General features: G+C 69.6%; 20 protein-coding genes and 1 pseudogene. 12 read left to right on the top strand and 9 right to left on the bottom strand.

The features are described 5' to 3' along the window. Nucleotides 1-15 precede the first annotated feature (15 nt). Complete coding sequence (locus GA0074694_RS20875) at nucleotides 16-1,617, bottom strand: phytoene desaturase family protein (protein WP_091460991.1); 1,602 nt, start codon at nucleotides 1,615-1,617, stop codon at nucleotides 16-18. Nucleotides 1,618-1,649: 32 nt separating this feature from the next. Next, nucleotides 1,650-2,036: a nuclear transport factor 2 family protein gene (locus tag GA0074694_RS20870; RefSeq protein WP_091460989.1), complete on the bottom strand. Its 387-nt coding sequence runs from the start codon at nucleotides 2,034-2,036 to the stop codon at nucleotides 1,650-1,652. A 134-nt stretch (nucleotides 2,037-2,170) separates the two neighbouring features. On the opposite strand from GA0074694_RS20870, the gene GA0074694_RS20865 reads away from it, so the two are divergent. The 7 genes from GA0074694_RS20865 to GA0074694_RS20835 all read left to right on the top strand — a co-directional run bounded on the left by GA0074694_RS20865 (nucleotide 2,171) and on the right by GA0074694_RS20835 (nucleotide 10,553). After that, complete coding sequence (locus tag GA0074694_RS20865; RefSeq protein WP_425413627.1) at nucleotides 2,171-3,289, top strand: PLP-dependent cysteine synthase family protein; 1,119 nt, start codon at nucleotides 2,171-2,173, stop codon at nucleotides 3,287-3,289. A 116-nt stretch (nucleotides 3,290-3,405) separates the two neighbouring features. Next, nucleotides 3,406-4,479: an ABC transporter substrate-binding protein gene (locus GA0074694_RS20860; protein ID WP_091460986.1), complete on the top strand. Its 1,074-nt coding sequence runs from the start codon at nucleotides 3,406-3,408 to the stop codon at nucleotides 4,477-4,479. An 89-nt stretch (nucleotides 4,480-4,568) separates the two neighbouring features. Next, the gene (locus tag GA0074694_RS20855) at nucleotides 4,569-6,263 is read left to right on the top strand and encodes an ABC transporter permease subunit (RefSeq protein ID WP_141714223.1); all 1,695 of its coding nucleotides are present in this window, start codon (nucleotides 4,569-4,571) and stop codon (nucleotides 6,261-6,263) included. Continuing rightward, nucleotides 6,260-7,351: an ABC transporter ATP-binding protein gene (locus tag GA0074694_RS20850; RefSeq protein WP_091460983.1), complete on the top strand. Its 1,092-nt coding sequence runs from the start codon at nucleotides 6,260-6,262 to the stop codon at nucleotides 7,349-7,351. Before GA0074694_RS20855 ends, GA0074694_RS20850 begins: the two co-directional genes overlap by 4 nt. An 11-nt stretch (nucleotides 7,352-7,362) precedes the next feature. Continuing rightward, on the top strand, nucleotides 7,363-8,124 hold the full coding sequence (locus GA0074694_RS20845; RefSeq protein ID WP_176738047.1) for an IclR family transcriptional regulator: 762 nt from the start codon (nucleotides 7,363-7,365) through the stop codon (nucleotides 8,122-8,124). A gap of 74 nt (nucleotides 8,125-8,198) precedes the next feature. After that, entirely contained in the window at nucleotides 8,199-9,656 is a 1,458-nt protein-coding gene (locus GA0074694_RS20840; RefSeq protein WP_091460978.1) for an NAD-dependent succinate-semialdehyde dehydrogenase, read from the top strand. Nucleotides 9,657-9,695: 39 nt separating this feature from the next. Continuing rightward, a complete protein-coding gene (locus tag GA0074694_RS20835) occupies nucleotides 9,696-10,553 on the top strand; it encodes a hypothetical protein (RefSeq protein ID WP_141714222.1) in 858 nt (285 codons plus the stop codon). 292 nt (nucleotides 10,554-10,845) lie between these two features. On the opposite strand, the pseudogene GA0074694_RS20830 reads toward GA0074694_RS20835, so the two are convergent. From GA0074694_RS20830 to GA0074694_RS20805, 6 genes and pseudogenes are all read right to left on the bottom strand, one after another. Then, a pseudogene (locus GA0074694_RS20830) lies at nucleotides 10,846-11,244 on the bottom strand (non-reducing end alpha-L-arabinofuranosidase family hydrolase); the annotation flags it as partial. 109 nt (nucleotides 11,245-11,353) lie between these two features. Next, nucleotides 11,354-12,247: a polysaccharide deacetylase family protein gene (locus tag GA0074694_RS20825; protein ID WP_091460973.1), complete on the bottom strand. Its 894-nt coding sequence runs from the start codon at nucleotides 12,245-12,247 to the stop codon at nucleotides 11,354-11,356. Next, a complete protein-coding gene (locus tag GA0074694_RS20820) occupies nucleotides 12,244-12,948 on the bottom strand; it encodes a fumarylacetoacetate hydrolase family protein (RefSeq protein WP_091460970.1) in 705 nt (234 codons plus the stop codon). The genes GA0074694_RS20825 and GA0074694_RS20820 overlap by 4 nt, the downstream gene beginning before the upstream one ends. Beyond that, nucleotides 12,945-14,213, bottom strand: a complete 1,269-nt coding sequence (locus tag GA0074694_RS20815) for an MFS transporter (protein ID WP_141714221.1) — start codon at nucleotides 14,211-14,213, stop codon at nucleotides 12,945-12,947. Before GA0074694_RS20815 ends, GA0074694_RS20820 begins: the two co-directional genes overlap by 4 nt. A gap of 43 nt (nucleotides 14,214-14,256) precedes the next feature. Then, complete coding sequence (locus GA0074694_RS20810; protein WP_091460964.1) at nucleotides 14,257-15,609, bottom strand: amidohydrolase family protein; 1,353 nt, start codon at nucleotides 15,607-15,609, stop codon at nucleotides 14,257-14,259. Further along, complete coding sequence (locus tag GA0074694_RS20805) at nucleotides 15,599-16,363, bottom strand: sulfite exporter TauE/SafE family protein (RefSeq protein ID WP_091460961.1); 765 nt, start codon at nucleotides 16,361-16,363, stop codon at nucleotides 15,599-15,601. Before GA0074694_RS20805 ends, GA0074694_RS20810 begins: the two co-directional genes overlap by 11 nt. Nucleotides 16,364-16,554: 191 nt before the next feature. Here GA0074694_RS20805 and GA0074694_RS20800 point away from each other — a divergent pair, with 191 nt between their 5' ends. The 3 genes from GA0074694_RS20800 (at nucleotide 16,555) to GA0074694_RS33710 (ending at nucleotide 18,169) form a co-directional block, all read left to right on the top strand. Next, nucleotides 16,555-17,175 (top strand): GntR family transcriptional regulator, encoded by a 621-nt coding sequence (locus tag GA0074694_RS20800; RefSeq protein ID WP_176738046.1) that lies wholly within the window; start codon nucleotides 16,555-16,557, stop codon nucleotides 17,173-17,175. A 69-nt stretch (nucleotides 17,176-17,244) separates the two neighbouring features. Next, nucleotides 17,245-17,649 (top strand): phosphotransferase, encoded by a 405-nt coding sequence (locus tag GA0074694_RS33715; protein WP_218105757.1) that lies wholly within the window; start codon nucleotides 17,245-17,247, stop codon nucleotides 17,647-17,649. Between the two features lie 7 nt (nucleotides 17,650-17,656). Next, nucleotides 17,657-18,169 carry an aminoglycoside phosphotransferase family protein gene (locus GA0074694_RS33710; protein WP_218105756.1) on the top strand — a complete coding sequence of 171 codons (513 nt, stop codon included), beginning with the start codon at nucleotides 17,657-17,659 and terminating at the stop codon, nucleotides 18,167-18,169. A gap of 65 nt (nucleotides 18,170-18,234) precedes the next feature. Here the strand turns inward: GA0074694_RS33710 and GA0074694_RS20790 are convergent, their stop codons facing one another. After that, nucleotides 18,235-19,197, bottom strand: coding sequence for a zinc metalloprotease (locus GA0074694_RS20790; RefSeq protein WP_091460956.1), 963 nt, complete (start codon nucleotides 19,195-19,197; stop codon nucleotides 18,235-18,237). Nucleotides 19,198-19,462: 265 nt separating this feature from the next. On the opposite strand from GA0074694_RS20790, the gene GA0074694_RS20785 reads away from it, so the two are divergent. Together GA0074694_RS20785 and GA0074694_RS20780 are read left to right on the top strand one after the other, a co-directional pair. After that, nucleotides 19,463-20,443, top strand: coding sequence for a helix-turn-helix domain-containing protein (locus GA0074694_RS20785; protein WP_091460953.1), 981 nt, complete (start codon nucleotides 19,463-19,465; stop codon nucleotides 20,441-20,443). A gap of 200 nt (nucleotides 20,444-20,643) precedes the next feature. Then, nucleotides 20,644-21,108, top strand: coding sequence for a hypothetical protein (locus GA0074694_RS20780; protein WP_091460950.1), 465 nt, complete (start codon nucleotides 20,644-20,646; stop codon nucleotides 21,106-21,108). Nucleotides 21,109-21,586: the final 478 nt, after the last annotated feature.

Here is a 21,586-nt window from a genome sequence, read left to right as displayed (position 1 = left end):
GTTGCTGGGGTCGGGTCAGTCGGTGGTACGGCGGAGGTCGGCCAGCAGGCGGTTGCTCGCGTTGTAGCCGGTGACGCCGCTCATGAAGTTGCCCGGCCAGTTACCGACGCCGGTCAGGTAGAGCCCCTCGACCGGGGTCCGGTAGTCGGCGCAGCCCGGGATCGGGCGGGAGTCGAAGATGTGTCCGGGCACGATGTCGCCGTGTGCGCCGTTGCCCTCGACGAGGGCGAACTCGCGTTCGAGGTCCAGGGGCGAGTAGACGTGGACGCCGGCCAGGATCGCGGACAGGTTCGGGATGTGCTGCTCCAACGTGTCGACCACGGCCTTGCCCAGGTCGTCGCGCTGCTCGTCCCAGGTGCCCTCGGCCAGGTGGTACGGGACCCCGCGGACGCTGATGCTCACGAAGTGGCATCCCGGCGGGGTCAGCGAGGGGTCGTGCGCCGAGTCGATCATCGCGGTGACGGTCGGCCGCTTGCTCCAGCGCCCGAGCACCGCCTCGTTGTAGGCGTTCTGGAGCACGTCGATGCTGGCCGCGATCCGGAAGTTGGTGCCGAGGAAGAGACGGTTCTCCTCCTCGTTGCGCGCGGCGGCGAACCGTGGGGTCCCGTCGAGCGCGAGGTGGACCTTGGCGGAGGTGCCCTTCATGCTGACCGACGTGGCCAGGTCGTACAGGTCCGCTCCGATGTCCTCGGGTCCGACCAGTTGGGTCAGGGTCAGCTTCGGGTTCGCGTTGGAGACGACCCGGGGGGCGCGGAACTCACGCCCGTCGCGCAGGGCGACGCCGACGACCCGCTGGTCCTGGCAGAGGATGCGCTCGACCTGCATGCCGGTGAGGATCGTCGCGCCGTGGGCGCGGGCGGACTCCGCCATCGCGCCGGTCACGGCGCCGATGCCGCCCAGCGGCGCGGCGTTGCGCATCATCAACTCGTTGTCGTCGTGGCTGCCGACGCTGCGGAGCGACTCCTCCCAGAGCGGTCGCTGGAGCAGCAGGTAGCCGCTGCCGGGCGTCCTCGGGCCGACGAAGTTGGTGGCGACCGCGGTGCCGGCGAAGAACGCCTGTAGTTGCGGCGACGAGAGCCGCTCCTCGAGGATGTCCGCGACCGGGCCGAACATGATCGACTCGAAGTCGCGGCGCTGGCGCGGGGTGGTGAAGCGCGCGGCGACCTCGGCGAACGACGGCGGCGGGTCGTAGAAGGAGACCTTCATCTGCCGGGCCACCGAGGCGTACAGCTCGATGACCGAGGCGTAACCGGCGAGGTCCGCGTCCCCGTGCGCGAACTGCGCCATGGCCGCCCGGCGCTTGGCCCGGTCCGGCCACGCCGGCAGGGCCCGGCCGTCCTCGAAGAGGGTGAGGGATCCGAGCGACGGATGGGCGAAGCGGAGCCCGTGCTTCTCCAGTTCGAGTTCCCGGGCGATACGCGGGTCGAGGCTGTGACTCGCGTTGGCCACGCTGCTCCCCCGGTACCCCGGGAAGATCTCCTCCGTGACGCAGGTGCCCCCCACGACGTCCCGGCGCTCCAGGGCGAGCACCCTCAGCCCGGCCCGCGCCAGGTATCCGGTGGCGACCAGGCCGCTGTGCCCGGTCCCGACGACGATCACGTCGTACGCCTGCTCCATCCGCTTCCTCCCGTTCGGTCGCCGTTGGCGGGTCAGCCGAGCGGGCTGATACGTCGAGCCGAGATGCGCCAGCCCGCGTCGGTGCGGGTCACCGTGTCGCGGTAGATCGCGGCGGTGACCTCCCCTCCCGCCCGCAGGGCGAGCGCCTTGCTGTCGCATTCGGCGGTGTCGTCGCCGACGCCGTTCACCACCACGTTCGTGATGTGGTGACTGACCGCGGGCGTCGCGATCGCCTTGAACGCCGCGATCACGGCATCGAGCCCGCTGGCGGTGAGACGACCCGGGTTGTCGAAGGAGATCTCGGGCGCGAACACCTCCCCGAGCCGGCCGTACTCCCGGGTGTCGAGGAGGTAGGCGACCCGGTTGAGGACTTCCTCGATCGCTCGGGCATCGGCCGGATTCACGGGTTGGTTGATCACTGGACTCCTTCAGATATTCCGTACAGTGGAAGTCTGACTTCCGTACCATAGGATGCCCTCGAATCGGAACCCGGTCAAGCGCCACTGCGGCATCCGCGCGGACGGTCGGCAGACGACCCCGAAGGAGATCTCGAATGACGATGCGTGAGCAGACCCGTGTCGACCGGACCTGGGTCGACGAGGCGGTCCGCCGCGTCGAGGCCGACGCCAACCGCAGCTCCGACACCCACCTGCTGACGTTCGACCTGCCCGGTCGGCACGACGTCGACGTCTACCTGAAGGACGAGTCCTCACACCCCACCGGGAGCCTCAAGCACCGGCTCGCCCGCTCACTCTTTTTGTACGCGCTGTGCAACGGCTGGATCGGCCCGACCACGACGGTGGTCGAGGCCTCCAGCGGCTCGACCGCGGTCTCCGAGGCCTACTTCGCCCGCCTGCTGAACCTGCCGTTCATCGCCGTCGTCCCGGCCACGACCAGTCCCGCCAAGCTCGAACTCATCGAGTGGCACGGCGGTCGCTGCCAGATGGTCAATCACCCGGGGCAGGTGTACGACGAGGCCCGGCGGCTCGCCGCCGAGCTCGACGGCCACTATCTCGACCAGTTCACCTACGCCGAGCGGGCCACCGACTGGCGCGGCAACAACAACATCGCCGAGTCTATCTTCGCGCAGATGTCCGGCGAGGCGCGACCGGTGCCGACCTGGATCGTCGCCAGCGCCGGGACCGGCGGAACGGCGGCGACCATCGGGCGCTACCTGCGCTACCGGCGGCACCCCACGCGACTGCTGGTACCGGATCCCGAGAACTCGGTCTTCCTCGACGCCTGGCGCCTCGGCGACCGCGGACTGCGGTCGGCCAGCGGCTCCCGGATCGAGGGGATCGGCCGCCCCCGGGTCGAGCCGTCCTTCGTGCCAGAGGTGATCGACGAGATGGTCCGGGTGCCGGACGCGGCGTCGGTCGCGGCGATGCTCTGGGCCTCGCGCCGCCTGGGCCGCCGGGTCGGACCCTCGACCGGGACCAGCATGTGGGCGACCCTCCAGCTCGTCGCCGAACTGCAACGCGACGGCGAGCGGGGCAGCGTGGTGAGCCTGATCTGCGACGGCGGCGAGCGGTACGCCTCGACGTACTACGACCCGTCCTGGCGCGCGGAACACGGTATCGACGTGACGCCGTACGCCGCCGCCCTGGACGAGTACGAGCGTTCGGGGTCCCTCGCCAGCGTCGTCACAGAAAAGCCCAGCTACAGCTCTTGACAGCCCACCGCCCGGCCCACCAGCATCTGCAATGGAAGTCACACTTCCATTCTGCGGAAGCCCAACCCGAGGTGGTTCACCCAGTCAACCGGCCGCTCCAACAAGAAGGAACCGCTATGCGAACTTATCTCGACGTCACCGGGGGTCGACGTCGCGCCGGTGCCCTGCTGGCCGCGGTCGTCGTGGCCCTGGGCAGCCTAACGGCCTGCTCCGGTGGCGACGACGCCGGCGAGAAGGGGTCGATCACGTACGCCGGCTTCGGCGGTACCTACGAGGAGGCCGTCAAGGCCGCGCTCTTCGACCCGTACTCGAAGGACACCGGCGTCAAGGTCCTCTACGACAGCAGCGGCTCCGACGTCGCCAAGCTGGTGCAGATGTCCAAGTCCGGCTCGATGAACCTCGACCTGATCGACGCCGAGGACTCCTCGCTCGCCCAGTTCATGGCCGCCGACATCCTCCAGCCGATCGACACCAAGGGCCTGGAGGGCTTCGCCGACCCGAGCGCGGTCACCGGGTACTCGGTGCCGTGGTACACGTTCTCGCGCAACCTGTTCTGGAACAAGGACGAGGTGCCCGGTGGCGTCGACTCCTGGGCCGACCTGTTCGACACGAAGGGCATCCCGGGCAAGCGCGGCATGGTGGGGCTGCCCTGGGGGATCCTGGAGGGCGCCCTGATCGCCGACGGCGTCCCGGTCGACCAGCTCTACCCGCTCGACCTGGACCGCGCCTTCCGCAAGCTCGACACCATCCGCGGCAACACCGTCTTCTTCCCGTCCAACGGCGACCTGCAGAACGCCATCTCACAGGGCGAGATCGCGCTGGGCTACGGGAACCTCGCGCGGATCAAGAGCATCGCCGCCAGCGGCGCGGTGCCGCTGGACTACACCTGGGACGGCGCTGTCCTCTCCGTTCAGCAGCTCGTCATTCCCAAGGGAGCGCCGGACCAGCCGGACGCCTTCGAGGCGATCAAGTACTCGTTGAAGCCCGAGGTCCAGAAGGCGATCATGGACAAGCTCGGTTACACGCCGTCGCTGAAGTCGGTGCTCGACGGCCTCGACGCCAAGGCACGGGCCGACCTTCCCGGCACCGAGGAGACCGCCAGCGACGAGACCTTCCGCATCGACGTGGACTGGTGGGCGAAGAACGGCGCGGACGTACTCAAGCGCTGGCAGGACTGGCAGAACAGGTGACCAACACTCCGACACTGCCAGACGCGGATCGTGCTGGGCCGGCCTCCCGCACCACGGGGGGCCGGCGCCACCGGCGGCGCGGCTGGGATGTGAGCGCGGTTCCGGCAGCCGTGGTCGTGGCCCTGGTCTTCGTGCTTCCGGTCGCGATCCTCTGCCTGCGCAGCGTGACGGAGCCGACCTTCGGCCTGGAGAACTTCACCCGGCTCCTCGGGCACTCCGGCTACCGCGACAGCATCGTACGGACGATCCTGATCTCCGCGGCCTCGACGTTGCTGGCGCTGGTCTTCGGCTACCCGATCGCGTACCAGATGGTGCACGGCGGCAAGTGGCTGCGCACCTTCCTGACGGTGGCGATCATGGCGCCGTACCTGACCTCGATCCTGCTGCGGTCGTTCTCCTGGCTGGTGATCCTCGGCCGCCAGGGCCCGGTCAACAAACTGCTGGCGCAGGTCGGGCTGGAGCCGGTCGCGATGGTCTTCACCCCGATCGCGGTCGTCGTCAGCCTCTCCCACTACCTGCTTCCCCTGATGATCCTGCCCCTGGCCGCCACGATGCGCTCGCTCGGCGACTCGCGGACACGCGCCGCGACCAGCCTGGGCGCCGGGCCGGCCCAGGCGTTCGTCCGGGTCTACCTGCCGTTGACCAAGCCCGGCATCCAGGCGGGATCGGTCCTCTGCTTCGTCTACGGCATCGGCGCCTTCGTGATCCCCGCGCTCCTCGGCGGCTCCCAGGGCAGCATGCTCGGCACGCTGATCCACAGTGCGATCAAGCAGAGCGGCGACTACGGCCTCGCCTCGGCCGCCGCTCTCGTGCTCGGCGCCCTGGTCCTGGCCATCGTCCTGGGCTTCCAACGGCTGACCGGCATGTCGACGACCGAACTCGCGGGGCGATCCGGCACCGTGGCCACCCGCTCCCCCCGCACCGGGCGCCGGGGCGGACGCGGCCTCAAGCTCGCGGGCCGCGCCGCCGGCGCACTCGACCGCCTCGGGGTCACCCGCAGCCGCAGGCTGCCGAAGATCCTGGCCGCCACCCTCGGCGCCCTGGTGCTGGCGCCGCAGTTCATCGTCGTCCCGATCTCGTTCGCCTCCACCAAGGCGCTGGTGTTCCCGCCGGTCGGCTACTCGACCCAGTGGTACGCGGAGTTCTTCACCGCGAGCTGGCTCGATCCGCTCGCGGTGAGCCTCCGGATCGCGTTCTTCGTGACCATCATCGCCGGAGTGCTCGGGACGCTCGCCGCGATGGGCGTCGTTCGGGGAACCGCCCACCGGTGGGGAGCGCTGACCTCGACGCTGATGATGCTCCCGCTGCTGTTCCCGACGGTGGTCGCCGCTGCCGGCTTCTACGTGGAGTTCGAGCGGCTCGGGCTCGTCGACACCGAGCTGGGGATCGTCCTGGCCCACGTGACGCTGGCTCTGCCGTTCGTGTTCAGCGTGGTCAGCGCGGGGCTCCGCTCGCTCAGTCCGGTCTACGAGAGGGCCGCCTCCAGCCTGGGTGCGAGCCGGGCGGTCCAGCTACGCCGGATCGTGCTCCCGCTGATCGCCCCGTCCATCGCGACCGCCAGCCTCTTCGCGTTCCTGACCTCGTTCGACGAGTCGACGGTCGCGATCTTCCTCTCCGGCGTGCACGTCAAGACCCTCCCCAAGCGGATCTTCGAAGCGCTCTCCCTGGAGACCAACCCGACCGTGGCGGTGATCTCCGTCTTCGTCATGGCATGCGCCGCTGTCGTCTGGCTCGGCTATGTGCTGTTCCGCCGCCTCACCCAGATCTGGAGGAGCAACCCATGACCCGCAGCCAGGGCGCGATCCACTTCGACACCGTCCGCAAGGAGTACGGCGACCACGTCGCCGTCGACGACCTCACCCTCACGATCGAGCCTGGTGAGTTCTTCACCGTGCTCGGCCCGTCGGGTTCGGGGAAGACCACGACCCTGATGATGCTCGCCGGCTTCACCGAGCCGACCTCGGGAGCCATCCGGGTCGACGGCGTCGACATCGCGCACGTGCCGAGCGACAAGCGCAACATCGGTGTCGTCTTCCAGGACTACGCGCTCTTCCCGCACATGTCGGTCCGCGACAACCTCGCGTTCCCGCTGGACATGCGCAAGGAGTCGCGCGCGGTCATCGCCGAGCGGGTGGACCGGGCGCTCACGCTCGTCGACATGACCGCTGCGGCGGACCGGCTGCCCGACCAGCTCTCCGGTGGCCAGAAACAACGGATCGCGGTGGCGCGGGCCATCGTGTTCGATCCGGCGTTCCTGCTCATGGACGAGCCGCTGGGCGCCCTCGACCGCAAGCTGCGGCAGCGTCTCCAGGTCGAGCTGCGGCAGCTCCAGCAGGCGTTGAAGGTGACGATGGTCTACGTCACCCACGACCAGGAGGAGGCGATGTCGATGTCCGATCGCGTCGCCCTGATGAACCACGGCCGGATCGAGCAGATGGGAACGCCACGGGAGCTGTACGAGCAGCCCCGGTCCGCCTTCGTCGCGGACTTCCTCGGCACCAACAACATGCTCGCCGTCCGTCCCGAGGCCCCGGGACGGCTGAGCGTCGAGAACGGCGGACTGCTGGCACTCGACGACGGCCGGATCATGCCCGCCGACGCGTCCGTGGCCGCGGTACGTCCGGAGCGGATCGCGCTGACGGACGTCACCGCTGCCCCACCGGCCGGGTTCAGCCACTGCACCGGGAAGGTCACGCACCGTCTGTACCTCGGCTCGCACACGATGTACACCGTCCACTCTGAGACACTCGGCCCGGTGCGGGTGCAGATGCAGCACGATGACGGCGAGCATCCCTACCGCACCGGCGAAACGGTCGGCATGATCTGGCGGACACGTGATGTGAACGTCTTCGGCTCGACGGCCGAACGATGAAGGAGGACGCGGTGACCGAGCTGGAATGCGAGCCCACGGAGCAACGTGGAGTCAGGTCGGTCATCCGGGCGCTCAACCTGCTCTCCGCGGCCGCTCGCGGAAGCCGGACACTCACCGAGCTCGCCGGCGAGGCCGGGGTCAGCCTGAGCACCGCATCGCGGCTCCTGGCGACCCTGAAGATGGCGGACTTCCTCCAGCAGGACGAGGACGGCCAGTTCGTTCCCGGGCCCGAACTGACCGCGCTCCTGTACGCCGGCGACCAGTGGTCGGGGATCCGCAAGCTCGCCGGAGAGGCCGCCGCGAGCCTCCGCGACGAGCTCGACGAGACCGTGGCGTTCTTCGTCCGCGCCGGGAACGACCGGGTCTGCATCGAGTCGGCGGAGTCCGCCAGGCTCGTGCGGAGGGTCTGTCACCCCGGTGAGCGCGGGCCGGTCTACCTGGGTGCCGCCGGCAAGGCCCTCATCGCCTTCAGCAACGCCGAGCACGGTTACCTCGGCCTGCCGCCCGGCACCGACGAGTTCAAGACCGAGTCCGGGGCCGTGCGCACCCTGGCCGACCTCCGGGCCGAATGCGCCGCCATCCGAGAACGTGGCATGGGCTACAGCGGTCGCGAGTCGACCGAGGAGTCGTGGGCGGTCGCCGCCCCGGTCTTCCGGGGCGACCTCCTTCTCGGCGTCCTGGCCGTGGTCGTCCCGATGACCCGGTCGGACGAGCAGTACATCGCGAAGGTCCAGGTGGCTCTGCGGCGAGCCGCGACGGCCGCCAGCCGCTGAAGGTCCCACCGACCGAGTCGCCGGAACCGGTGCGACTCTGCCCGCCCGACACACCCCGAGGAGTTCAGTCGCCCATGCCCGGACGCGCTCTGCCCGGCCCCGACCAGCGTGGCCTCTTCATCGACGGTGGTTGGCGCGAGGCGGAGGGGGGAGCCACCTTCCCCGTGCGCGACCCGGCCGACGGGTCCGTCCTCGCCTCGGTCGCGGACGGCTCGGTCCGGGACGCGGTCGACGCCCTCGACGCCGCTGTCGCCGCCCAGGCGGGCTGGGCGGCCAGTGCCCCACGTGACCGTGGGGAGATCCTGCGCAGGGCGTTCGAGCTGATCCGGGCCAGGACGGACGAGCTGGCCGAGCTGATGAGCCTGGAGATGGGCAAGACGGTCACCGAGGCCAGAGGCGAGGTCGCCTACGGCAACGAGTTCCTCCGGTGGTTCTCCGAAGAGGCGGTGCGCATCCACGGCCGGTGGATGCACGCCCCCGATGGCGCCAGCCGCCTGCTCACCGTCCGCAAACCGGTCGGCCCGTGTCTCCTCATCACGCCGTGGAACTTTCCGATGGCGATGGGGACGCGCAAGATCGGTCCGGCGATCGCCGCCGGCTGCACGATGGTGGTCAAACCGGCCGAGCTCACGCCGCTCACGATGCTGGCGTTGGCGGCCATCTTCGACGAGGCCGGGCTGCCACCGGGCGTCCTGAACGTCGTGCCGACCTCTCGTGCCGCGGCGATGAGCGAGGCGCTGATGGCGGACCCACGACTGCGCAAGGTGTCCTTCACCGGATCGACCCCGGTGGGACGGCAGCTCGTCCGCCAGTCGGCCGGCCAGTTGCAGCGGCTGAGCATGGAGCTCGGCGGCAACGCTCCCTTCCTCGTCTTCGCCGACGCCGACGTCGACGCCGCCGTCGACGGCGCGATGCTCGCCAAGATGCGCAACATGGGCGAGGCGTGCACGGCCGCGAACCGCTTCCTGGTCCACACGGACGTCGCCCGGGAGTTCGCCGAGAAGCTGGCCGACCGGATGGGCCGGCTGGTCGTCGGTCGTGGTCAGGACCCGGGTGTCGACGTCGGCCCGCTGATCGACGAGCGCGCCGTCGACGCCGTCCACCGGCTCGTCACCGACGCCGTCCGGGACGGGGCCCGCCTCGTGGTCGGTGGCTCCGCTCCCGAGGGGCCGGGCTGTTTCTACCACCCCACTGTGCTGCTCGACGTTGCGCAGGAGTCGGAGATCAACCGCCAGGAGATCTTCGGCCCCGTCGCCCCGGTCAGCGTCTTCACCACCGAGGAGGAGGCGGTCCGCCGTGCCAACACCACCGAGTACGGCCTCGCCGCCTATGTCTTCACCCGTGACCTCGCCCGGACGGTGCGGCTGGCGGAGCTGCTCGAGTACGGCATGGTCGGCGTCAACACCGGACTGATCTCGAACCCGGCCGCACCGTTCGGTGGGCTGAAGGCCTCGGGATTCGGCCGTGAGGGCGGCTTCGAGGGAATCGAGGAGTACCTGGAGACCACCTATGTGGCGCTGCCAGCCCCCTGACAGCTCGGTCAGCTTCCGATCGGTGCTCATACTGAGGCGGTGACAGCCGACTCCGACCCGCGACGATCTCCGCTCCTGCCCGCCCTGGCCGGGTCCCGAGCCGTGCTCGTCGGCCGGGACATCCCGGAGCCCGACGCCGACCGCGGCTTCGGCGACGGCTACGAGTCGGCGGTGGCGGCGATTGGGGCGTTGGCGCGCACCCTCGCCTCCCGGGACACCGGCACGCCGTTCCTCGGGACGCACATCGAACAGCTCGTGCGCGGGGAGTCCCCCGACGCGGTGATCGACGCCGTGCGGCGGGCCGCTGCGGCGGCGACGGACGTCCTGTTGTTCTCCTACGCCGCGACCGGCCAGGAACACGGGGAGGCCCCGGATGGCGGGGAGCAGTGGGCCGGGTATCCGGGCGGCCGGCGGTCGGTGTTGGCGAGGGTCGCCGACGTCATGCGGGACAGTGGGGCCACGCGCCTCGTCGTCCTGCTGGACTGCGGTGATGCGGTAACCGCCGCACCGCACTTCATCCAGCCGCCCCCACCGGCCCGTCCCCGGCACCGCGCGCCCCTGTCCCTGCTGGGCGCCAGCAGGGGGCTGCTGTTCGGCAGCGAGATCGACCCGTTCACGAGCACGCTGACCAGAGCGCTACAGGCAGGGGTCAACGGCGGTCCGGAGACCCTGGACCTCGTGACGCTCCGCGACGCGGTGGAGGCCGAGTTCACCGAACTGCGGTACCGGGTCGAGAACGAGTACGTTCCGGGAGCGAAGCAGCTGCTCCTCCACGGCGGCCACGAGGTGGCACTCGGCATCAACCGCGCCTATCCACCCGACCCGGCGTACCCACCGCGCTATCGTGGCGCCTTCTTCGCCCACCCCGACGCCGTGCGGGAAGTTGAAGGCTACTGACCCGGTGACACCTCCCGGGAGGTGACGTCATCGGCCACCGACAACACATGGCGAGCACCCGGTGGACAACCGAAGAGCAGCGCCCCGATCACCGACACCCCAGCGCGTGTCTCGCCACTCCTGATGAGATACCACCGCGCCGCAATCCCACGACTCAATACCCAGCAGCTTTGGGAATCCCATTGATGTACATTGCCAGCCAGTCACGCCGGCGGTGAATACGAGCCGGAGCACGAACGGCGAGCGAATAGCAGACACGACCGACACCAGCTCCCGCAGTTTCGCAAGACACCAGGAGGCCGTAGTCACCACCGGAGTTGGGGGAACGCCCCTGGTAGAGCAACTGCAGGTGGCAGGGATCGACGGTCATGGTCTGGTCGGCGTTACTGCGAATCAGCTCGCCGTGGCTGATGTCGTTGGTCCAGGTGGCGCCACTGTTGGCCTTGCCGGCGAAGGGACTGCTCTCGGTCGCGGCCTGCGGCGTCCACGAACCGTTCAGGTTGGTGGCCGTGAACGACCGGAAGTAGCGACCCTGCGCGCCGATCGCCTCGACGAGCATGAGGTACCGGTTCTGGCCCTGGAGCTTGTAGACCTGAACCGCTTCGAACAGGTTGTTCGTCATGTCGCTCAGGATCACCGTCGACGACGAGCCGAAGTTGCCCGGGAAGTTCCCGATCGGCATGCTGGCCCGGCACCTGCGTGTAGTTGGCCTTGTTGAGCCTGGGCCCCGCCGGCCGCCGCCGGCCGGCGACCGGCGGCGGCGGACCATGCGAAGGCCGGCCCACCCCGGCCGATCAGCGCTACCTTGGCACTCCCGCGGCCGACCGGTCAGCGGTGTACCAATCCAGGATCTGCTCCCCTGTGCAGAACACCGCCTCCTCGTGACCTCGGATGTGGTCAAGCGCAAGGTCGAGGTATTTCGTGCGATGAGGTGCTCCCATGATGTACGGGTGCACGACCAGCGCCATGACGCGCGCCGAGTCGTCCGCCCGTGCATCGGCGAGGATCTGGTCGAACTGGTCGACGGCCCGGCGGCGGTACTCGTCAGCGGTGTGGTGCTGGATGAGCATCATCGCCACGTCGTTGCACTCCTGGGTGTACGGCACGCTGACGATCCGGTCCCCGCGGGTGCTGAGTTGGGTCGGCTGGTCGTCCAGCACCCAGTCGCACACGTACTCGAACCCCTCCTCGACCAGCAGGTCCGGGGTCTCCCAGGTCTCGGTGAGGCCGGGGCCGAGCCATCCGCGCGGCCTGCGTCCGGTCGCCGCCGTGATCGCGTCGCGGGTCCGCTGGATGTCAAGCCGTTCGTCGGGCACCTTCTGCATGTTCTTCTGGGTGTAGCCGTGTCCGATGAACTCCCATTGCCGTTTGATCGCCGCCTCAGTGATCTGCGGGTAGGCGCCGATCGCCGACCCGTTGATGGCGAGCGCAGCGGGTATCGCGTGCCGGTCGATGATGCGGAGCACGCGCCAGAACCCGACGCGATTGCCGTACTCGTGCCAGGCCCAGTTCGGGACGTCCGGGGACGGCACGCCGCCCGCCGGCGGAGTGAGAACCGTCCGCGGCATCGGTTCGGTCGGCGACCACTCCTCGACGTTGACGATCAACCAGACGGCGACGCGCGCTCCCGCTGCGAGGTGCAGCGCCGGGCGGCCCTCGATGGGGTCGTAGTCGATGCGCTCCGTGGGTTTCACAGCTCCGCCTCTCCATGGTTGACGATGGTGACGGACAGGGGCTCCAGACCGTCGATGTCGACCCGGATCTCGTCTCCGGGCACGACCGCGCCCACCCCTGCCGGCGTCCCGGTGTAGATCAGGTCTCCGGGCATGAGCCGGTAATCGGCAGACAGGTGGGAAATGATCTCCGCGACATCCCAGATCATCAGCGCAATCCGGGTGCGTTGACGGACCTGGTGGTTGACCGTCAGCTGCAGCGTCGCCTCGGCCATGTCACCGGCGCGCTCGCGGGGGGTGATCGATCCGCACGGCGCGGAAGCGTCGAAGGCCTTTCCCGCCTCCCAGGAGATCTGCCGCTCGCGGCAGTCGCGCTGTCTGTCGCGCCGAGTCAGGTCGATCCCGGCGGCGTATCCGAAGACCAGGTCGAGCGCGCGCTCGGCGGGGACGTCCACCCCCTCCGCGCCGACCGCGACGACGAGTTCTCCCTCGAATTCGAAGCTGGCGGTCCGCGGTGGATAGGGCACACGCGCGCCCTCTGCGACGACCGCGTCCGTTGGCTTCTGGAAGAAGAACGGGTCATCGCGCTCGTCGCCCTCCTGCATCTCCTGGACGTGGGCGACGTAGTTGCGACCCACGCAGTAGATACGTCGCACCGGGAATCGCTCGGCAGAGCCGACGATCGGCACAGACACGGTCGGTTGGGTGAACAGCAGCGTCATCGGATCTCCGATTCGGTGGGTACGGCGGTGCTGAACAGGGACGGACGCAGCAACAGGGCCAGCAGCGCCCCGGCCAGGGAGAAGCCGGCGATCTGCACGAGCCCAGCGCCGACCCAGTCGACGGCGCCCACGATGCGGCTGAACACGTAGCCCGCGATGCCCGCTGCGACATAGATGCAGGTGATAAAGAGCCCCGAGGCGTGCCCCACGATGTCGGGATGCACCGACTTCACCAGCAGACTGGCGAGAACGACATACACACCGCTGCTGGCGAAGAGGCCGAACAGGAAGGAGAACGCCGCGTGCCACCCCGGCGTCGGGGGACCGAGGAACAGGGCGGAGGCGGCCGCGGCCGTCAGCAGGCTCACCAGACCCAGGCAGGCGCGGGGATCGAGCCGGTCGGTGAGAAGGCCCCCCAGCGGCGACGCGAACGCGGCCAGACCCGCCAGACCCACCGCGAGCCCTGCCTGACCGGGGGTGAAGCCGAGATTCTCGCGCAGGTAGGTCGGGTACAGGCCGATGTAGGCGAAGTCAGCCAGCCCGAACAGCACGGTGATGACGGCCAGAAGCAACGGGTTCCAGCTCACCAGCGATCGCACACCACCGACGTACCGGGACTGGGTGGGTGCACCGCCGGCCGCCTCGGTGAACCGGCGCGGCACGAAGATCATGACGGCGACGGCCAGGACCAGGCCGAGCGCCCCGAAGACGATCATCGGCGAACGCCAGGTGCCGTGCTCCACCAGCAGGGCGGCCGCCGCGGTTGGGCCCACGACCGAGCCGGTAGCGAACGCCATGTTCACCGCGCCGATCGCCAGCCCGCGGTGCCGCGGGAACGCTCCGGCCGCCACGGTGATGATCGCGGCCAACTGAAGCGCCTCCCCGACGCCGGAGAGCACCCGCCAGACCAGCATGTCGGCGAAGCCGGCGCTGGCGATCGTCATGATCGTCGCCACCGAGAAGGCCACGGTGCCGACGACGATCAGGGGCTTGCGACCGAATCTCGCGAGCGCGATCCCGGCGGGGATGCCTGTGATCCCCATGCCGAGCGCGAACACCGTGGCCTGAAGACCGGACTGGTCCAGGCTGAACCCATACTCGGATCTGACCTCGGGGAGCAGCATCGGGAAGACCATGCGGTCCATCGCGTTGACCGAGTAGGCCAGGAGGAGCAACGCGAACATCGCGATGGCTGGCCTGGTCGCGCCTCGCCCCGGTGTGGTGTCGGTCGGTACAACGTTGGTAGTCATCTGGTCACCACCCAAGTCGTCGTTGAACTGAAAGGGGGAAGGTGGGTAGGGGGACGAGTCAGTCCCAGTCGCCGGCCACGCGCGCACGCTCGACCAGAGCGTTTCGGCGGGCGTCGGCGCCGGCGACCGCGGCGCGAGCCGACGGCTGGGTGAGCCGGCCGTTCTCAAAGAGGACCCGACCGTCGACCACGACAGCGACGATGTCGGTGGCGCGGCCCTGGCGGACGAGCGCCTCGATGACGTCGCCCGTGGGAAGCAGGTTGGAAGCGGCCGCGTCGAGCAGCAGCAGGTCGGCTCGCTTCCCCTCGGTGATGGATCCCGTCACGTCGCCGAGCCCGAGATCCTTGGCGCCGTCGATGGTCGCCATCTGTAGGAGCCGGCGTGGGGTGACGGCCGCCGGTCCGCACCGGGCGGTCTCGACGGCCTCCACAGCGCGGAGCGTGGTGAAAACGTCAGGTGCGGTCGGCATCGCCAGGGTGTCCGTCGACAACGAGACCGGCACCCCTGCCTCGATCATCTCGCTGACCAGTGGGAAACCCATCGTGCGCAGCTCAGTGATCGGGCTGAGGGACACACTGGTCCCGGTGGCCGCCAAGGCTGCGATGTCCGCCGCCGAGGCATGCACGGCATGCACGATCTGCATGTCCGGCCCCAGCAGCCCCTCGTCGGCGAGCCGGGTGAGACCGCACGAACGGCATCCCTCCTCCCGCAGGCAGCGGTCGCAGTGCATCGTGATCGGCAGGCCCAGCTCGCGCGCGGTCGCCCACTCGCGCCGGTAGACCTCCGCAGGCGTCCGGTACGGCCCGCGTAGCGCCACCCCGACATCCAGCAGGCCGTCCAGCCGCTCCGCCGGCCAACGGCCGGCGAACCGGCGGACGTCGTCGAGGTCCATCGGCTCGTCCGCGGGCGTGGAGTCCCGCGGACCGTAGGAGAACCTGCCACGGACGCCGGCATCGAGTTGCGCCCGGACGTTCACATCAGCGTCATCGGCGGACCGGACGTTGTGATCCCAGTTGTGCACCGTGGTGATGCCGGCGGTCACCGCCTCGGCGAGCGCGAAACGCGCCGCCCAGTAGAAGTCGTCGAGTTCGTGGTGAGGGCCGAGACCACGCTTCACAGAGAAGTAGTCGCGACCTGGTGCGTCGCCGACGGTACCGCGGAGCAGGCTGTTCCACAGGTGCCAGTGGGTATCGACGAAACCGGGCAGCACGATGAGACCTCTCCCGTCGAGCACCCTGGTGCCCGGCCCCGCGGACCCCGCAGGCGGTTCGGTCGACACGGCGGTGATCACGCCGGACTCCACCGTCACGGTGGCGTCCTCCAGCTCTCCCAACCGGGGGTCCATCGTCACCGCGGTGACACCGGTCAGGACCAAGTCCTGTCGTGCGGGCAGATCGGCGTCAGGAAACATGCCGGCTAACCTCCAGAGCGATGGCGACGCCCCCACCCCACACGGCGACCGTCCAGCGGAGCGCGGCCGGCGGGATACGTCGGGCGGCCAGCACACCGAGCCGACCGCCGACCAGTCCCGTCGCAGCCAGCAGCACCGCCGGACCCCAGGCCACGGAGGTGAGAGACACGAAGGCAATTGCAGAGACCGAACCGACGACCAGCGACAGGACGCCCTTGAGCGCATTGAGCCGCTGCGTCGAATCATTGAGGAACATCCCGAGGGTAGCCAACATCACGATGCCCAGACCGGCGGCGAAGAACCCGCCGTAGAACGCCACGGCGAGCTGAGATGACAGCAGGGCGGGCCGGTGCGATCCACCGCCACCACGCCGCGCCACCCAGGAGAGGACGCGAGGCTGCACGGCCAGCATCACGGCGGAGGCGAGCACCAGCCCAGGTACCACGGCCCGGAAGACGTCGGCGCTGACCACCAGCAGGGTCAGCGCCCCGCCAGCCGCGCCGACCACGCTCACCAAACCGAGTCGTACGATCCGTCGCCCCTGGCCGGTCAGCTCCGCCGCGTACCCGATCGAGCCACCGAGATACCCGGGCACCGCCGCCACCGCGCTGGTGACGTTCGCGGTGACGGGTGCGACCCCCATTGCCAGCAGGGCGGGGAAGGAGATCATCGACCCGCCGCCGGCCACGGCGTTCACCGCGCCCGCCAGCAAGCCGCCCGCCGCCAGACCGATGAACTGCCACGAGCCGCTCACCGGACGGCCGACCTCGTGTCGTCGGTGCCGAGCGCCACGAACCTCGTTGCCATGCCCACCCACCTCCCCTGCCAGAAGGACAAGGTATGTAGTGTATGCAGTGCATGTCAATCCTCCCGACGCTCGAATCGCATGCAAGGTATGCTCTGTCTGTGGGAACGCGCGGGACCGAGTCAAGCAGCGCGCAGGCCGTGTACGTCACGCTGCGCAGACGCTTCGCCGATGGAGACCTGGCCCCGGCCGAACGGCTCACGGAGACCGCCCTGGCGCAGGCACTCGGAGTCAGCCGCACACCCGTCCGGGAGGCGCTCGGCCGACTACAGGCGGACGGTCTGGTCGTACCGACGGCGCGCGGTGTGGTGGTGGCGACGCTGAGCAGCGACGAGATCGAGCAGATCTACGAGCTGCGGGCAGTCCTCGAAGGCCTGGCGGCGGCGCAGACGGCGCGCAGGCAGGCGGCCGGACTGATCGCCCCCGCGGAGATCCGCGGCATCCAGGACGCTGCCGACGAGGTCGAACAGGCGGTGAGCGAGGGCGACGCGAAGCGTTCCGCCCGAGCCAATCTGGCATTCCACCGGGCCTTCGGGCACTCCCCGAGCAACCCGTTTCTCGAGGACGCCCTGCACCGGGTGTGGGACAGGATCGCGGTGTCGACCGTCTCCAACCTGCAGGACCGCGCCTGGGCGAAGACCGTGATCACCCAGCACCAGGAGATTTGTCAGGCCATCGTGAATGGTGACGAGAACGCTGCCCGGCGCGCCGCCGAGGAGCACATCCACGCAGCCTTGCAGACCTACCGCGCCGTGCACTGACTGAGGGGTCGATCCCATCGAGGAGCGGGGCCAGTGTCCGCGTCTGTCCTACCGTCGACACTGGCTTGGGTGAGCCGGCACCTGGAGGTCGGTGAGCGAATCGTCAGGACCGAGACGCTGCTCGGCGGCATCACCGCCCGGATGCGGATGTTGACCGTCGACAGGCCGGACGGCAGCACCCGGGGCCTGGTGCTGCGAAGCTTCGTCGACCCGTTCCATCTGAGGCACGCCGAGGACTGGCTGAACCGGGAGGCCGACGCCCTGTCCCTGCTCACGCGGACCAGCGTGCCGGCTCCTGAACTGGTGGCGGTCGATCCGACCGCCACGCATTGCGAGTATCCGTCGCTCCTGATGACGCATCTGGCAGGCCGGACCATCCTCCACGACGAGGGCGTGGAGACGCGCGTTCTCCTGTTGGCCCGTCAGCTCGTGGCGATCCACGCGGTGCGACCCACCGAGCGGCCCCGAAAGTAACGCGACGTTGACGACCGCCGACACCGTCGTGACTCCGGTGGTCGCCGACACGGGGGCTTGGGCCGCAGCGATCGACGTGATCCGCAAGCCCGCGCCGCCCTATGAAGGGCGATTCCTGCACCGGGACTTTCAACCCGGCAACGTGCTGTTCGACCTGCGGTCCCCCGGGCCGGCAGGTGCCCGGATCACCGGGGTCGTCGACTGGGCGGGGACATCCTGGGGCCCGGTGGATCTCGATGTGGCGCACTGCGCCACCAATCTCGCGCTGTTGCACGGCCCGGCCTGGGGCCGGCGGTTCGCGCAGGCGTACGAGGAGGCCGGCGGAGTGCTGGCCGCCGCCGCGAGCGAACGGCTGTACTGGCAGGTGCGGGACGCGCTGGCGTGCTCAGAGGAGGTGCGGTCGGTGGCGCAGCCATGGCGCGAGGCGGGCAGGGCAGACCTGACGACGCGAGTCGTGGAGGAGCGGCTGGACGCCTATGTCTCCGCCCTGATGGATGGTCCGGCAGCGGCCACGTCGTGATCGGAAACGGTTGGCGGGCCGCTGATCGCGGCCCGCCAACCCGGACACGTGCTGTCAGTGCTTGACTATTTGCTGCCGCCGGCCCGGAAGGCCACCCAGGCATCACTCATCCGGTCCGCCTGGCCCGGGGTGAACATGTCCATGCAGGAGTCCTGCGTGTAGTCCATGAAGTTGTGGATCGGGTCCAGACCGGGGGCGGTGCAGCTGTCCGCGCCCTGCGGGCAGTTGAACTGCGGCGCCGCCTCCCGGGGAGTGTCGGCGACGTAGTCACCGGAGGCGGCGCAGCCGTGCGCGAAGGTGTGCTCCAGCATCAGCCAGTGCCCGACCTCGTGGGTCAGCGTGTCGCCGAGGGCGTACTTGCCCGCCGTTCCGCCCGGCATCGACTCGTCGAGCATCACGACGCCGTCGATGTAGTCCCGGCCGTTGTTGTAACCCTTCGGGAAGTACGCCCAGCCGAGGAGCCCGTCGCCGATGTTGGCCGCGTACACGTTCAGGGTGCGGGAATCGCCGGTGTGCAGCGCCTGCTTCATGTCCCGCTCGTTCTTGCCCGGCACGACCGTGTACCAGTCGCTGTTCACCGTCCAGGTGGTGTCGACGAGCGAGAACCGGAACGGCGTGTCGGAGGCGTCCGTCGCGGTGCGGCCCGCGAACGAGTCGTTGAGCACCGTCATCTGCGCCGCGATCAGGGTCTTCCACCTCTCCGTCTCGGCGGCGCTGAAGGCGTGGTCGGAGATCATGTGGAAGACCGTGGGCACGGTGACGCTGCCGTTGGCCAGGCGCGGCGAGTCCTTGATCACGCCGTAGGCGTTCGCCTCGTTCTTGGAGTACAACTCCGGCTCGTGCACGGTGGCGCCCTCGCGCACCCGCGCCGCGCTGTGCACATCGGCGCCCGGCTCACACGCCGCGGCACCCGGGGAGGCGGTCCCGGGCGCTGCCGTGTTCACCGCTCCGGAGGCGCCGCCGGCAGCCAGGAACGTCGACGCGGTAGCGATCAGGACTGCCAGTTGGAAGGTGGATTTTCTGCGCATAGTTGCCCTTTCACGCGCGGGAGATGGGGGGTTCACGGAGCAGGACGACCGAGGGCCGCCGCGGGGAAGACCACCGCCATCGTCGTCCCGGTATGAAAACACGCCGTCGACGTCGACAACAGGCCCAAAGAGACGACCTCCGACATCGCTGCGGCCGCGACAGGTGTCGATTAGGCTGCCCCTCGCGCTGCGCAGGTGGGTGATGTCGGGGCGTCGACTGCGATCCTGGTGGTGCCGCTCGGACGCGTCGCGACACCATGGGGTCATGGACGCGGTCAGCACCGACGATGTCCCCCCGGCGGAGCGGTTCGCCTACTGGCGCGAGGTGATCTCGAAGCTCGCCGTTCCCTGTGACCTGCACTGCGACCCGCACGTGGAGAACGAGTTCTGGGCGCATGCCGGATTCAGCTCGTTCGGTCCCGTGCGGGCGGCCCTGGCAACCGTGATGCCACACTCGCTCCACCGCACGCCGAGACGCATCCGCCAGGCCGACCCCGAGGTGTTCGAGGTCGTCTGCACCGTGCGCGGCGGCGGTACGGTGACCCAGGACGGCCGGAGCGCGGACGTGGGTGGCGGGGACCTGGTTCTCCTCGATCCCTCGCGTCCCTACCGCATCGAGCCCGCGCCGCACATTCGGCTGAGCCGGGTCCTGCTTCTCCACACGCCGCGCTCGCTCCTGCCGATCCCCCCGGCGGACATGCGGAGCCTGACCGCGGTGCGCATCCCGGGTGACCAGGGCGTCGGTGCGCTGACGTCACAGTTCCTCCTGCATCTGGCCCAACGCATGCCCGAGCTCGGACCCTCGGATGTCCGCCGGCTGTCCACCCTCACCGTCGAGGTGCTCGGCACGGCGCTCGCCCACGCGCTGGAGTGCGAGAGCGTGGTGCCGCCCCGCACCCGGCAGCGCGCACTGATGGCCCAGATCAAATCCTTCATCCGGCACCACCTGGGTGACGCGCGGCTCACCCCGGACGCGATCGCCTCAGCCCACCACATCTCGTTGCGCTATCTGCACAAGTTGTTCCAGCAGGACGGGCAGACTGTCGCCGGCTACGTCCGAGAGCTCCGCCTGGAGCGGTGTCGGCGCGACCTCACCGACCCCCGCCTGGACGTCCGCCCGATCCGGGCGATCGCGGCCCGGTGGGGGTTCAGCAGCCCCGCGCACTTCAGCCAGGCATTCCGCAGCGCCTACGGCCTCTCCCCGCGCCAGTTCCGCCGCCAGACCACACGAGTGCACGCAGACTGAACAACTGTGCACGCAGCCGTAAGGACATCTCGCACGACGGGCTGCATCCTCTTGGTGGCGGACGGTGACGCGCCCCGCGCACTGCCGATCTGCCGGCACCCGCACGCCACGTCCCGAGAGGAACGGAATCGAAAATGTCACAACCCCGGAGAAGCCCCTCCCCTGGGCGCACCGATCGAACCTCACGGTCACGCCCCCGAATGCTGACCGTTGCCGCCGCATTGACCGCGCTCGTCTCAGTGTTCGCCATGGCCGCCCCGGCGGCGCAGGCCACGGAAAACACCCGCGAGGGGACGACGAGCAGGGACGACGTCCACGCGATGGCCTGGACACCGGTGATCAGCCCGTTCTACACCGACCGCGAGAAGCGTTTCCCCCACGTGGACACGGACGGCCGAAACCTCCTCATCGACCTCTGCCCGAGTGGCCGTCTGTGTGTTGCGGCCGGCGAGGGCAACGGTCTGCACACCGTCTACTACCTCTACTACTGCACCGAACGCTCGCTCACCAACTTCATCGGCGACGGTTCTGCCAAGAACGCCCAGACCGGCAGCGCCAGAGCACTCCTGCTCAACCAGAACCGGGTCATCCAGGTAGCCCTCGACCCGGACCCCGATCCGGTACGGATCGACTGGGATCCCACTTATTACATTGACCCCTGCTGACGCGACAACAACCGCCGCACACCGGGATCGAGGTACCGGAAGCCGGGAGGAGACCCGACCCGTCCACCGGACCGGAGCGGGGCCGACGCGCCCGGGGTAGCGGTGGCGGGCCCACCACCGGGGGTGACCTGCGGCCGGACAAGGGTCCTCGGCGGGGCGGGTCGCCCCCGACGGCGGGGCGGCGTGTGGGATGGGTCGGCCGTACAGTGTGCCCACCCCTAACGAGGAGAGTGCCGTGACGCAGCCACCGGCGCCCCGACCGTCCCCCGAGGACTCCGGCGGCGGCACCATGCCGCCGTACCTACTGGCCATGCTGGCGAACGCGGAAGTCCCCGGTGCCATTCCCTGGCCGGAGGGCCAGCCCGCGTGGGCGATCCCGGTCGACCTTCCGCCCGGCACCCGCGGGTACGCCGTGTTCATCCCCCTGGTGCCGGTGGCCGCGTCGGGCGCGGCTGCCGCGACGGTGTCCACGGCTCCA

Source organism: Micromonospora inyonensis (genome assembly GCF_900091415.1).
GTDB classification, from domain to species: Bacteria; Actinomycetota; Actinomycetes; order Mycobacteriales; family Micromonosporaceae; genus Micromonospora; species Micromonospora inyonensis.
The sequence above is the reverse complement of the archived record's forward strand: the minus strand, read 5'-3'. Positions and strand labels throughout refer to the sequence as shown.

Bases quoted from the DNA above. Each gene is read 5' to 3' on its own strand.
- GA0074694_RS20875 (WP_091460991.1), bottom strand. From the start codon at position 1,617: ATGGAGCAGGCGTACGACGTGATCGTCGTCGGGACCGGGCACAGCGGC.
- GA0074694_RS20865 (WP_425413627.1), top strand. From the start codon at position 2,171: ATGACGATGCGTGAGCAGACCCGTGTCGACCGGACCTGGGTCGACGAG.
- GA0074694_RS20860 (WP_091460986.1), top strand. From the start codon at position 3,406: ATGCGAACTTATCTCGACGTCACCGGGGGTCGACGTCGCGCCGGTGCC.
- GA0074694_RS20850 (WP_091460983.1), top strand. From the start codon at position 6,260: ATGACCCGCAGCCAGGGCGCGATCCACTTCGACACCGTCCGCAAGGAG.
- GA0074694_RS20840 (WP_091460978.1), top strand. From the start codon at position 8,199: ATGCCCGGACGCGCTCTGCCCGGCCCCGACCAGCGTGGCCTCTTCATC.
- GA0074694_RS20820 (WP_091460970.1), bottom strand. From the start codon at position 12,948: ATGACGCTGCTGTTCACCCAACCGACCGTGTCTGTGCCGATCGTCGGC.
- GA0074694_RS20810 (WP_091460964.1), bottom strand. From the start codon at position 15,609: ATGTTTCCTGACGCCGATCTGCCCGCACGACAGGACTTGGTCCTGACC.
- GA0074694_RS20790 (WP_091460956.1), bottom strand. From the start codon at position 19,197: ATGCGCAGAAAATCCACCTTCCAACTGGCAGTCCTGATCGCTACCGCG.
- GA0074694_RS20785 (WP_091460953.1), top strand. From the start codon at position 19,463: ATGGACGCGGTCAGCACCGACGATGTCCCCCCGGCGGAGCGGTTCGCC.
- GA0074694_RS20780 (WP_091460950.1), top strand. From the start codon at position 20,644: ATGCTGACCGTTGCCGCCGCATTGACCGCGCTCGTCTCAGTGTTCGCC.